Below are 11,865 nucleotides of genomic sequence, written 5' to 3' on the forward strand. Positions count from 1 at the left end.
GTTCACTCCCTCCGGTCGTGCAAATTTGGTTCTCATTGCGTTTGACCTACCTACGATTTCCTGATAAAGACATTCAGGAAATCGGGTTAGGTCATAAAAAAACTGTACCTCATGGTACAGTTTACATTTGGTTATTTAGCATTGAAGTTATTTCATTTGATATCTCTACCACAGACTCTATCTTTTCCTTTAATCCCACAATTTTATTTGATAGCTCTGCATCCTTTACTCTGCCATTTTCATTTGATACTAATAATAAATCTATGCTGTTTACATGCTCTAATATATGCTGGTTATCCTTTTCAATCATATTTAACTGATTGATAATCTCCTGTATGGTTCTAGTGTCTTCCATTGTATCACCCTTTCATATGATTTTTGATTAGTATTTGCTTTTTTAGATTCTAATATTCTAAAAACCATAGTTAGGTTAGGAATTTAGCTTTACCCATTCTACTAGTAAAACATCATATTTTTTAGTTAAAGCTTCTTTTTCAATAAATAATTCACTTAGCTTCTCATAATCGTGATATAACTTCTCCATTTGATTATCTATTTGTAGAATATCATTTCCAATACATTCTATTTCTTCTTCAAGTAAGGATATATTCTTTTTTCTTTTAGCTTCTTCTTTTTTATCATGATTTTTAGTTTTATTAATGTTCTTTCTTGCCGCATTTTCTGTAGATGTAGATTTGCTTTCCCTTTTATTAGATTCTCTCGCTAAACTTTCAGTTTTTAAAAGGTTCTTGCTTTCCGACTTTTTCTCTCTATAGTAATTATAATCTCCTAGATATTCTATTAATCTTTTATTGTCTATTTCTATTATTCTTTCTGCTAGTTTATTTATGAAATATCTATCATGAGAAATAAATAATATAGTTCCTTTAAAAATTTCAAGTGCTTTTTCAAGCATTTCTCTTGAATTAATATCTAAATGATTTGTAGGTTCATCTAAAATTAAAAGATTATTTTGCTGCTCCATCATAATACATAATCTTAGTCTGCTTTTTTCACCACCAGAAAGATTCTTTACTTTTTTGTACACATCTTCTCCAAAAAATAAGAATCCTGATAATATCCTTCTCCCTTCACTTTCTGGCACCATTAAGCACTGATTAATAGTCTCTAAAACAGTTTTCTCTTCATTTTCAAAGGATATCTCCTGTTCTAAATACCCAATTTTCACTCTTGAGCCTATGGTTATTTCTCCTGCATCTTGTGTCTGTTTATTTAATAAAAGTTTAATCAATGTAGACTTTCCGCTACCATTTTTACCTAGCAAGCAAAGTCTCTCTTTATATCTAACACTTAGATCTAGATTGTCAATTATCAATTTGTCTCCAAATGACTTTCTAAGTCCTTTAATGTTTATTACTTCATTTGCTGACCTTTCTCCTTGAGAAAAACTAACTTTTATCTTTCGTTGATTTAGTTCTGGCTTATGGATTTTCTCCATTTTTTCTATCCGTTTTTCCATATTTGCTGCCTTTTTAAACATAGATTCATTATCCGCTCTAGTTCCCCAATCCCTAAATCTTTTTATTGCATCCTCCATTTCTTTAATCTTTTTCTGCTGGGTTTTATATGCTTCAAGCTGATTATTAAGCATTTCCTCTTTGTATTGTACATAAAAGCTATAATTCCCAACATAAGACCTAGATTTTTTTGATTCTATTTCAATTATTCTTCTAGCCACATTGTCTAAAAAGTACCTGTCATGTGATATTGCTATTACTGAGCCTTTGTATTCTTGAATAAACTCTTCAAGCCATTCAATAGATTCTAAATCAAGATGATTGGAAGGCTCATCGAGCAATAAAATATCCGGACTCTGTAATAGCATTTTCCCTAGCATCACAGTAGTCTTTTCTCCTCCACTCAAATCCATAAAGCTTCTCTCTAGCATACTTTCTGTTAACTTTAGACCTTTACATACTCTACTAAGCTTTTCCTCCATTTCATATCCACCCATATGCTCATATGTATGTTGTAACTCACCATATATTTTCATTATTTTATCAATATCACACTCGTTTATGTTTTCCATCTTTTTTTCTAACTCATACATTTGAGTTTTTATGGCTTTTTGGCTTTCAAAAGCAGTATTAAGGACATCTATTACTTTATATTCTTGTGGATAGTCAGGAAGCTGTGCAAGATATCCTATGGTTGCATTTTTTCTAATAGATAATATTCCTCCATCGCTATTTTCTATGCCTGCAATAATCTTAAATACGGTAGTTTTCCCGCTACCATTTTTGCCTATTAATCCAACCTTATCTCCACTATGAATTTCGAATGTAATATTCTCAAGTATCTTATTACCACCATAGTATTTGCTTATTCCGTTTAAACTAATATCTATCATTTTAATTCCTCCCTATTCAAAAAATAAAAGCCTAGACAAGTAAATCTCTGCCTAAGCTTTATATATACAAAAATACAAAAAGCCTAGGCAAGTAAATTCTTACCTAGGCATATGATTCTAAACAATATGTTTAAGGTTTCAGAAGACGATTCACTTACATTTTAGTTGACATAATATTTGATTTTAGACACACTACCCCCTTGAAAAATAAAATTTGCTGTTAATATCAATGGTAACCTGTCTAAAGCAACACCAACTAAAGCTAAGTTTCTCATCTTTACACCTCCGTACATATATTTGTTATATTTTATCATATAATTATTATTATGGCAATAAAAAAGACGTACTTTTTGAGTACGCCTTATGAGTTTTTTATTCAAATACTGTAAATTTATCCTTTGTAACACCACAAATTGGGCAATTATCAACCATTTCTCCTTCTGCTGCATATCCACATATTTCACATACATGAATATTTGTAAAATCAGCATCTTTACCTGCATCTGTGTATTCTTTTGCTCTTAAATAAAGGTCAGCATGAGTTTTTTCTGCTTCTATAATGTTCTTCATTAGTACTACTGCTGCTTTTTCCCCTTGAGCTTCTGCAACAGCTATGTACGCTGGGTACATTTGATCCACTTCGAATAGTTCTCCATTAGCTGCTCCCTGAAGATTTTCTGATGTAGTTCCTATTCCAAAGCCTGCTCCTGATGCTACCAAGAAGTCGCCCTTTACATTTTTTAATAATCTAAAATGTCCCTTTGCATGAATTTCTTCAGCATATGAGATTGCTCTAAAAAGTGTAGCTACTGTAGGAAATCCATCTTTTAATGCTACTTCTCCCCAAGCTTTATATCTCATGTGCGCTTGGCTTTCGCCACCATAAGCTGATCTTAAGTTTTGAGCTGTCATATCATTCATTACAATTCCTCCCTTTCAAAGTTTAATCATAAAGTACAATCATTAAGATTTATACCCCGTTTATTAATTAATAAACAAGGGAATTATTAGATTGTACATACAAAAGGAGCAGATAAAACTGCTCCTTTTGATATTATATAAAATTATAGGGTATTGCACAATCTATATAAACAAGTTTACATCTGATTCTTCAGCAGCGCCGAGATAAGCTGCCACACCACCATATTCTATGCCGTCTATTAATTCTTCCTTTGTAATTCCCATAACATCCATTGACATAGTACATGCTACAATATTTACTCCTGAGCTCATAGCTTGCTTAATTAAATCTTCTAGAGAAGATATGTTTTTATCATTCATTACTTTTCTTATCATTTTAGCTCCCATGCCGCCCATGTTCATCTTTGATAATCCTAGCTTTTTACTTCCTCTAGGCATCATCATACCAAACATTTTATCCATGAAGCTTTTTTCTGATTTTACTTTCTCAGATTTCCTTAAAACATTTAATCCCCAGAAGGTGAAGAACATAGTTACCTTTCGACCCATTGCAGCTGCTCCATTTGCTATAATAAACGCTGCTATAGCTTTATCTAAATCTCCACTGAATACAACCATTGATTTATCTTCCTTAGCAGTCTGTATATTTATAGGGATAGCTTCTTTTCCAGCTTCTAAAGCTTTGTTTGTGCCGAAACCAGCTCCTTTTTGTATCGTTACAACGAATTCATTTTTTTCTTTTTCTCCCCTTATGAAGGTATTTCCTGTTCTTTTACACCACATTTTTATATCATTAAAAAATCCTGAGTCTGTAGCTCTAATTTCTAAATATTGTCCATTGTCTAACTCTTTCATCATTTCATATACTTGAGTAATAGGTCCGGGACAAGATAAGCCACAAACATTAAGCTTTACAACTTCTCTTTTTATATCTTCGGTTATTTCTTGTCTCCCAGATTCATCAAAGGTCATCTCTGTAGAACAGGAGCCTCCTGAGCATTTATCAGTATTTTCTTCTTGGCAAAATACACAGCTATAGGTAGTATATCCACCACTAAGATTTCTTACCTTTGTAAATCCATTTTGCTTAAGAATTCTCGCAGCTATATATCCTCTTAGCCCTACTGCACAGTAAATAATAATTTCTTTTTCTTTATCTAGCTCTGAAAGTCTATCTCTAAGCTGGTCAACAGGTATATTTATTGAATCTTGTATATATCCTAACTCTCTCTCTACTTCATCTCTTACATCTATAATCATTGAACTGTTTTTATCTATATTGTCTATTTCATTCCATTGTATAACGTCTAAGTCTCCCTTTAAAATATTCTCCGCTGTGAATCCTGCCATGTTTGTTGGATCTTTTGCAGATGAATAAGGCGGTGCATAAGCTAATTCAAGCTCTTTAAGATCATATACTGTTCCATTGAATCTAATAGCTGTTGCTATTACATCTATTCTCTTATCTGTACCTTCATAGCCTACTATTTGAGCACCAAGAATCTTACCCTTTAAATCAAATATAAGCTTAATAGACATTGTAAATGCTCCTGGATAATATCCTGCATGGGATTTAGAATGAATAATTGAGGTCTTATAATCCTTCCCATATTCTAAGCCATTTCTCTTTAATATTTTCTCATTATGTCCTGTAGAAGCAACTGTTAAATCAAATACCTTTGCAATGGAAGTTCCTTGAGTTCCTTTGTATTTTTCTTCCCTTCCTGCAATGTTGTTTGCTGTTATTCTTCCTTGTTTATTTGCAGGGCCTGCAAGAGGTATCATAGTTTTGTTCCCGTTCATAAAATCTACAACCTCTATAGCATCTCCTAAGGCGTAAATACTATCATCTGACGTTCTTAGATTATCATCTACTATTATGCCCCCTCTTTGATTTACATCAAGGCCAGCATCTATGGCAAGCTTGCTTTGAGGTTTTATACCTATAGATAATATGACCATATCAGTGTCTATTGTTCTGCCGCTTTGCAGCACTATGGTAGTTATACCATTATTATATTGAAACTCCTTAACTCCATCTTTTAAGTGCAGCTTTACATCTTTAGATTTTATATGTTGATGAACTATTTGTGCCATTTCAAAATCTAATGGCGCCATAACCTGATCTGCCATCTCTACTATAGTCACTTCAAGTCCTCTATCATATAGGTTTTCTGCCATTTCTATACCTATAAATCCACCACCTATGACTACTGCCCTTTTAGGTCTTTGATTATCTACATAATCCTTGATTTTATCCGTATCAGGTATATTCCACAGTGAGAAAATATTTGGCGAATCAATTCCAGGTATCGGTGGCTTTAGTGGTGTAGAGCCAGGTGACAATACAAGATAATCATATGATTCATTATAAACTTCTTCAGTTAATAAATTTTTGACCTGAATCTGCTTTTTGTCTCTTTCAATCTTAAGTACTTCATTATTTACTCTTACATCAATATTGAATCTTGCCTTCATAGCTTCTGGCGTCTGAAGTAAAAGAGCGTCTCTTTCTTCTATGGTTTCCCCAATATAATATGGAAGTCCACAGTTAGCAAAAGAAATATACTCTCCTCTTTCAAACATTATGATTTCAAGATTTTCGTCAAGTCTTCGAAGACGAGCTGCTGTACTCGCACCACCTGCAACTCCTCCAACTATTAGAACCTTTTTTGACATAATAATCCTCCTTTATATCGTTATATTAATATATTAGGTTTATTGAATATATTCGTTAAAAATAAAACGAATTAAGGCATTATAGTTTAAAATAGTGCCCTAATAACGTTTTTTACTTCTTCGTTTACTAAATAATAGTAGATTTCGACCCCTTCTCTTTTCCCTTCTACTATACCAGCTGCTTTAAGTCTAGTTAAATGCTGAGAAACAGTAGATTGAGGTGCATCTAAACAGCTTTGCATGTCTGTTACATTATGTGCTCCATTTTCTAATAAGCCCTTTACTATGCAAAGTCTTATGGGATGTGAAATAGCCTTTAATATATCTGCTTTTTTTACTAAATCCTCATTCATACTCATTTGAACACTGATATGTCATCACCTCTAATCGAATTTATATTATTATATTATTATATTATAATATATGGATGTGTTTGTCAATTAGCATTTTTATAAAATTTATCTTCTACTCTTGCCTGATTTATGATAAAATGATAAAAATTTGTTTTTTAGTGTATGTTTTTTCATGAAAAGTATACAAATTGTCTTTATTTAGTATTATAATTAATTTAATGATTAATACAATATACTTAGTATGGAGATATAGACTAAGTTTGTTTTAAAATAGTAGCTATTATTTTATGTTTTTTTGAAAAGCAATAATATACTAAAAATCAAATGTTGTCTTTTAAATAAAATGATTGGGGGTATTCTTTTGACTAAAGATAATGTTAATAATTTTGAACAAGTAAGTGAAAAAACTAAATTTCTGATAATATCTATATTCCCTGTGGCTTCTCTTATATTAGCCTTTTTCGTTAGTGATATTAAAGAAATAGTAAATGGTCTTTTTAAAATAATCATCCAGCCAGATGTACTCCTTACAGACTATATTAAAGTAGGTGGTCTTGGAGCAGCACTCGTGAATTCAGCCTTGCTGACTTTAATAAATATATTTTTCTTATGGAAGCTTAGATTTCACATGGGTGGCTTTCCTATATCTGCTATTTTTATTATAGCTGGTTTTTCTTTCTTTGGAAAAAACATTTTTAATGTATGGCCTATATATATAGGCGGATACTTGTATGCAAAATACCTAAAGAAAAGGTTTAAGAGTTTTCTTATAATATCAATGTTTGGCACAGCACTTTCTCCTATGATTTTCGAGGTTGCTCGTGCTTTAAGCCCATCTAATTATTGGGGCTTATTATTTGCAATACTTGCAGGAATAGTTGTAGGTTTTTTCTTACCTCCTGTCGCTTCCCACTTGCTAAGAGCACATGAAGGCTATAGCCTTTATAATGTTGGATTTGCAGCAGGTTTCATCGGTACTATTGTAATGGCTTTTATGAAAAGCTACGGATTTAGTAATGAGCCAAGAATGATATTGTCAACTGAGCATGATTTTCTGCTAAAGGTTTTCCTAGCAGGTTTTTGTATTACCTTGGTGATAATTGGATATTTTATGAACGGTAAAAGCTTATTTAAAAATTATTCTAAAATCCTTAGAACCTCTGGAAAACTAGTTGATGATTTCACTTTTATAGCAGGCTTCGGGATTACGTTGATTAATATGGGAATCATGGGTATAATAGGATTAGTATATGTTTTTATATCAAAAGGAGTAATGAACGGGCCTATAGTTGGTGCATTGCTTACTATAATAGGTTTTTCATCTTTTGGTAAGCACCCTAGAAATTGCATCCCTGTGTTATTAGGAGTATTTATTGCTAGCATTTTGAATGTTTGGGATACTAGCTCTACAACTGTAATTATAGCAGCTCTTTTTGGTACTAGTTTAGCTCCTATTGCAGGAGATTATGGCGTTATTAGCGGTTTATTGGCAGGCTTCCTACATCTTTCTGTTTCTATGAATGTAGGAGTCCTACATGGTGGGATGAATCTATATAACAATGGCTTTTCTACCGGTATTATTGCTACTATGCTAGTTCCTATTTTGGATGTATTTAAGAGGAGGGATAATTAGTGAATGTTGAAATCAAGAAGATTTCGAAGATAATTAATGAAATGGTTACATTTGCAATGCTTGGTGATGCTGAGAAGGTCAATGTATCTATTGAAAATAATAAGGATATGTATAAACTTTTAGTTATTGCTAATAATGTGAAGTGTTCTGAAAAAAGTGTAAATAATATGAGAAAACTTCTAAATGCACCTCGTCAAAAGGCTGCTGAAGAATATTATTGGGAGCTAACAGGGGATACTGATTCGCCTAATGATATGGCACTAGTTGGAATGATGACTGACAAGGCTAATGTTATCTATGAAGATAGTGACCTTTTGATTGAGCTACACAGATATAAATAGATTAAAAATAAATTACATTATAAAAGGTTAAACAACCTATATCATCCTTAATCAAGGAAAAAATCTTAGATTTTTCGCTTGCTTAAGGATGATATTTTTTTATTCCTTTATTATTAACAAAGATATCACAATTAGTATTCTATATGCGTAATATGGTATTGCAAAATACATTATTCTAAGGAGGTTTTTCTATGAATGATAAGGATAAGGATAGATGTATATTCTGTATTCCACCTATGGAGCCTTATACAAAACTAGCACATGCTTATGTGCCTTTTCAAACTATGGGTAAAGTTTTTTCTCCTGGTGAAGCCTTGAAAAAAGGAACCTTATTCCCTGAGCTTCATGACCCATATAAATATGAAGTATACTGTAAATAAACTTTTTAGGAGGTGCAATCTATGCAAGGCAATCGTGTAGAGCTGCTTACACAGCTTATGGAAGTAGGATTCGTGTTAATAGAAACTAACTTATATCTAGACACCCACCCAAGTGATGAAAGGGCTTTGAGGCTTCACAATACTTTTTCTCAAAAATATAGAGAGCTTGAATGCCTTTACGAGTCACAATATGGACCACTAAAGTTTACTGGTATGAGTAGATGCCCGTGGCAATATATAGAAGAACCTTGGCCATGGGAAGTTGATTTTGGAAAATGTAGATGCTAAAGGAGGCTAATATATGTGGATTTACGAAAAAAAACTTGAATATCCTGTTAGAGTAAATACTACTAACCCAACTCTAGCAGCTATGATAATAGAACAATTTGGTGGTCCAGACGGCGAACTCTCTGCTGGAATCAGATATCTTACACAAAGATGGACTATGCCCACTGGAATGGCTAAGGGAATATTGACGGATATAGGTACCGAAGAACTAGCTCATTGGGAAATGATAGGTACGCTTGTTTATAAGCTTACTAAGGATGCTACTGTAGAACAAATAAAAGGAACTCCTTTCGAGGCTCATTATGTAAATCATGGTAAAAGTCCATTTCCACACAATGCCGCAGGCAATCCTTGGACTGCTTCTTACATCCAGTCAAAAGCAGATCCTGTAACTGATTTACATGAAGACATGGCTGCTGAACAAAAAGCAAGAACCACTTATGAATATCTAATACGTATAAGCGACGACCCTGGTGTTATAGATACCTTAAGATTTTTAAGAGAAAGAGAAGTTGTACATTTTCAAAGATTTGGAGAAGCACTTTGCATTGTAGAAGAGCATATGTGTAAAAAGAAGTATTATTAAAGAACATATAAATAGTATAGGATAGTTTTACTGTCCTATACTATTTATATCTAATTCCTCAAAGCTAATATCTAGCAGTGGATATTTCTGCCAGCCTACATCGTCAAAATGCCACCATTCACTACTAATTCCTTTAAATCCGCAATCCTCCATTACCCTAGTCATAAATTTTACATTTGTCCTTGCAACTTCTGTGTGATATAGATAATTTATAGAAGCTTTTTCTGTAAAGTCATCAAATGCTGTAGGCATTTCCAGCTCAATTCCATCCTTATCCACTAGAGTAATGTCTATTGAAGCACCTCTATTGTGCTTTGAACCAATCTTGGGATCAGCTACATACCGAGAGTCTTTTACATATTCCCAAAATACCTTTTGAACGTATAAAGGCCTATATGCATCCCAAATCTTTATTGTAAACCCGTTCTCTTTAAAAATAGCATTGGCCTTTTTCAATTTTAATGCTGTTTCTTTTTGTAAATAAGCCTTACTATTCCTTGGATAAACCTGTTTTTTTACAAAGTTGTTTTGTGTTGCATATCTTAACTCTATTATGAAAGAAGAATCTATTGACTCTAAAGAAACTAGCTCATAAAGGTTCTTCAAATTTGACACCTTCCTTTCCTTATGTTTTCTCAACTCATAGATTGAGATCTACGAATTAATAGCTATATTCTACATGGTTTATTTACTATCCTTTTATATTCTTTAAATGCTTCTATATAATAATCATCCTATTTGCTTATTAACTATATTCTTCTGTGTAACACTTTTGAACCAAATAAATATAATAGCATTATCAGATAAAAAAACAGTTAAATCCAATAGTATATTTGGATTATTTATTATTATATTTATTAGCCTAGGCTAACTTTTTACTGTTGTTAGCTAAAGCTAATACATAACTATTTAATTGGAGGTAAAATAATGGAAACTTATAATAATATTTCGATGGTTTTTAATCAAGTAAAGCATGAAAAAATACTACTTCATCAGCTACCAGTAGGTAAATCAGCAAGAGTAAAGGAGCTTTTAAGTAAAGGACTTTCTAGGAGAAGACTCCTTGATTTAGGTCTTATACCGAACTCTCTTGTATCCGTTGAAAGAATAAGTCCTTCTGGAAATCCAATAGCTTTTAACATAAGAGGAGCTATTATAGCTTTAAGAAAGGAGGAAGCACAAAATATAGTTGTGAAGCCTATATAATTTAATTCTAGGGGAGGAAAAAGATGGGTCTAACTAGTCAATCTAGCGGGTTGTCTCTTTTGAAGGATAAGTTTAATATATCTAAAAAAAGTGAGGAGCAAATAGTAATAGCCCTTGCAGGCAATCCTAATACGGGAAAAAGCACTCTATTTAATTATCTTACTGGATTGAACCAGCATACAGGAAACTGGCCTGGGAAAACTGTAGCAAATGCTCAAGGTAGTTTTAAATATAAGGATAAGGAATATTTATTAGTTGACTTACCAGGAACCTATTCTATTCTTGCTAACTCTGTTGAGGAACAGGTGGCAAGAGACTTTATATGCTTTGGTCATCCTCAGATTACGATAGTAATTGCAGATGCTACATGTTTAGAGAGAAACTTAAATCTAGTACTTCAAATAATGGAAATAACGGATAATGTAATACTTTGCCTTAATCTTATGGATGAGGCTAATAGGAAAGGTATAAAAGTTCAAACTCATAAATTAGAAAAGGATTTAGGTATCCCTGTAATCCCAATGGTAGCCAGAGATGGTGTTGGTGTTCACATACTAAAGGATACGATTGAAAAAATAGTTGAAGGAGAAATCCAACCTAATCCTTATAAAATACAATATGATAATAATATAGAATCATTAGTAAGAGAAATAACAGAACATCTGCCTGAATACATAAGAGAAAAGCTTAATGCAAGATGGATAGCCCTTAGACTTATAGATGGAGATAGCAGCATATTAAAGTCTATGAGAGAATTTCTATTAATTAATGAGTCCATGGAAACAGAGCAATCTGGTAATATGTCAAGAGATGATTTTTAAAGAAAATAAAAGAAACAATTAAAAAAGAGTAATCTTAATAGAACCTATAATTTTTTTGAGAAAAATAGGTTTGAGAAGGGAAAATATTTTATTGAATCTCTCCAACTTTATCGGTGGAGTAGATTTGATTTTTAGTCAGCAATCCAAAAATCAGTCGTACTAATTTACGAGATGTAAGTGCGAGTGCTCTTTTATGTTGGTGGGTAGTTACTTCACCGTACTTCTTGTAATAAAATTGTTTATACTCTGGTATATGGTTTCGAACACTGTTAGCAGCCTCAATCAG

Annotated in this window: 13 protein-coding genes and 1 pseudogene; 7 read left to right on the forward strand and 7 right to left on the reverse strand. The window is 32.5% G+C overall.

Annotation, left to right across the window (positions count from 1 at the left end):
- Nucleotides 1–121 precede the first annotated feature (121 nt).
- The 5 genes from BLV37_RS14180 to BLV37_RS14200 form a co-directional block, all read right to left on the reverse strand.
- Nucleotides 122–355, reverse strand: coding sequence for a hypothetical protein (locus BLV37_RS14180; RefSeq protein WP_091732962.1), 234 nt, complete (start codon nt 353–355; stop codon nt 122–124).
- Between the two features lie 75 nt (nt 356–430).
- Nucleotides 431–2,371 carry a ribosomal protection-like ABC-F family protein gene (gene abc-f, locus BLV37_RS14185; RefSeq protein WP_091732965.1) on the reverse strand — a complete coding sequence of 647 codons (1,941 nt, stop codon included), beginning with the start codon at nt 2,369–2,371 and terminating at the stop codon, nt 431–433.
- A 372-nt stretch (nt 2,372–2,743) separates the two neighbouring features.
- Nucleotides 2,744–3,292 (reverse strand): rubrerythrin family protein, encoded by a 549-nt coding sequence (locus BLV37_RS14190; protein ID WP_091732968.1) that lies wholly within the window; start codon nt 3,290–3,292, stop codon nt 2,744–2,746.
- Nucleotides 3,293–3,454: 162 nt separating this feature from the next.
- Nucleotides 3,455–5,971 carry a DsrE/DsrF/DrsH-like family protein gene (locus tag BLV37_RS14195; RefSeq protein WP_091732971.1) on the reverse strand — a complete coding sequence of 839 codons (2,517 nt, stop codon included), beginning with the start codon at nt 5,969–5,971 and terminating at the stop codon, nt 3,455–3,457.
- Nucleotides 5,972–6,057: 86 nt separating this feature from the next.
- Nucleotides 6,058–6,330, reverse strand: coding sequence for an ArsR/SmtB family transcription factor (locus tag BLV37_RS14200; RefSeq protein ID WP_091732974.1), 273 nt, complete (start codon nt 6,328–6,330; stop codon nt 6,058–6,060).
- Nucleotides 6,331–6,685: 355 nt separating this feature from the next.
- Here BLV37_RS14200 and BLV37_RS14205 point away from each other — a divergent pair, with 355 nt between their 5' ends.
- The 5 genes from BLV37_RS14205 (at nt 6,686) to BLV37_RS14225 (ending at nt 9,552) form a co-directional block, all read left to right on the forward strand.
- Complete coding sequence (locus BLV37_RS14205) at nt 6,686–7,957, forward strand: DUF1576 domain-containing protein (RefSeq protein ID WP_244270561.1); 1,272 nt, start codon at nt 6,686–6,688, stop codon at nt 7,955–7,957.
- Complete coding sequence (locus BLV37_RS14210; protein ID WP_091732979.1) at nt 7,957–8,298, forward strand: hypothetical protein; 342 nt, start codon at nt 7,957–7,959, stop codon at nt 8,296–8,298. Before BLV37_RS14205 ends, BLV37_RS14210 begins: the two co-directional genes overlap by 1 nt.
- 191 nt (nt 8,299–8,489) lie before the next feature.
- Nucleotides 8,490–8,678 carry a spore coat associated protein CotJA gene (locus tag BLV37_RS14215; RefSeq protein ID WP_091732982.1) on the forward strand — a complete coding sequence of 63 codons (189 nt, stop codon included), beginning with the start codon at nt 8,490–8,492 and terminating at the stop codon, nt 8,676–8,678.
- A gap of 21 nt (nt 8,679–8,699) precedes the next feature.
- The gene (locus BLV37_RS14220; protein ID WP_091732984.1) at nt 8,700–8,966 is read left to right on the forward strand and encodes a spore coat protein CotJB; all 267 of its coding nucleotides are present in this window, start codon (nt 8,700–8,702) and stop codon (nt 8,964–8,966) included.
- A gap of 13 nt (nt 8,967–8,979) precedes the next feature.
- Nucleotides 8,980–9,552 carry a manganese catalase family protein gene (locus tag BLV37_RS14225; RefSeq protein WP_091732987.1) on the forward strand — a complete coding sequence of 191 codons (573 nt, stop codon included), beginning with the start codon at nt 8,980–8,982 and terminating at the stop codon, nt 9,550–9,552.
- Between the two features lie 27 nt (nt 9,553–9,579).
- On the opposite strand, the gene BLV37_RS14230 is transcribed toward BLV37_RS14225, so the two are convergent.
- Nucleotides 9,580–10,158 (reverse strand): M15 family metallopeptidase, encoded by a 579-nt coding sequence (locus BLV37_RS14230; protein ID WP_176967998.1) that lies wholly within the window; start codon nt 10,156–10,158, stop codon nt 9,580–9,582.
- 321 nt (nt 10,159–10,479) lie between these two features.
- On the opposite strand from BLV37_RS14230, the gene BLV37_RS14235 reads away from it, so the two are divergent.
- The gene (locus tag BLV37_RS14235; RefSeq protein ID WP_091732991.1) at nt 10,480–10,758 is read left to right on the forward strand and encodes a FeoA family protein; all 279 of its coding nucleotides are present in this window, start codon (nt 10,480–10,482) and stop codon (nt 10,756–10,758) included.
- 23 nt (nt 10,759–10,781) lie between these two features.
- Nucleotides 10,782–11,579, forward strand: coding sequence for a FeoB small GTPase domain-containing protein (locus BLV37_RS14240; protein ID WP_091732994.1), 798 nt, complete (start codon nt 10,782–10,784; stop codon nt 11,577–11,579).
- 88 nt (nt 11,580–11,667) lie between these two features.
- Here BLV37_RS14240 and BLV37_RS15205 read toward each other — a convergent pair.
- Nucleotides 11,668–11,865 (reverse strand): annotated as a pseudogene (locus BLV37_RS15205) (IS110 family RNA-guided transposase); the annotation flags it as partial.

The organism is Proteiniborus ethanoligenes (assembly GCF_900107485.1).
GTDB lineage: Bacteria > Bacillota > Clostridia > Tissierellales > Proteiniboraceae > Proteiniborus > Proteiniborus ethanoligenes.

What these genes read in the sequence shown, in the direction of transcription:
- BLV37_RS14180 (WP_091732962.1), bottom strand. Translation starts at nt 355, where the DNA reads ATGGAAGACACTAGAACCATACAGGAGATTATCAATCAGTTAAATATG.
- abc-f (WP_091732965.1), bottom strand. Translation starts at nt 2,371, where the DNA reads ATGATAGATATTAGTTTAAACGGAATAAGCAAATACTATGGTGGTAAT.
- BLV37_RS14190 (WP_091732968.1), bottom strand. Translation starts at nt 3,292, where the DNA reads ATGAATGATATGACAGCTCAAAACTTAAGATCAGCTTATGGTGGCGAA.
- BLV37_RS14195 (WP_091732971.1), bottom strand. Translation starts at nt 5,971, where the DNA reads ATGTCAAAAAAGGTTCTAATAGTTGGAGGAGTTGCAGGTGGTGCGAGT.
- BLV37_RS14200 (WP_091732974.1), bottom strand. Translation starts at nt 6,330, where the DNA reads ATGAGTATGAATGAGGATTTAGTAAAAAAAGCAGATATATTAAAGGCT.
- BLV37_RS14215 (WP_091732982.1), top strand. Translation starts at nt 8,490, where the DNA reads ATGAATGATAAGGATAAGGATAGATGTATATTCTGTATTCCACCTATG.
- BLV37_RS14220 (WP_091732984.1), top strand. Translation starts at nt 8,700, where the DNA reads ATGCAAGGCAATCGTGTAGAGCTGCTTACACAGCTTATGGAAGTAGGA.
- BLV37_RS14225 (WP_091732987.1), top strand. Translation starts at nt 8,980, where the DNA reads ATGTGGATTTACGAAAAAAAACTTGAATATCCTGTTAGAGTAAATACT.
- BLV37_RS14235 (WP_091732991.1), top strand. Translation starts at nt 10,480, where the DNA reads ATGGAAACTTATAATAATATTTCGATGGTTTTTAATCAAGTAAAGCAT.
- BLV37_RS14240 (WP_091732994.1), top strand. Translation starts at nt 10,782, where the DNA reads ATGGGTCTAACTAGTCAATCTAGCGGGTTGTCTCTTTTGAAGGATAAG.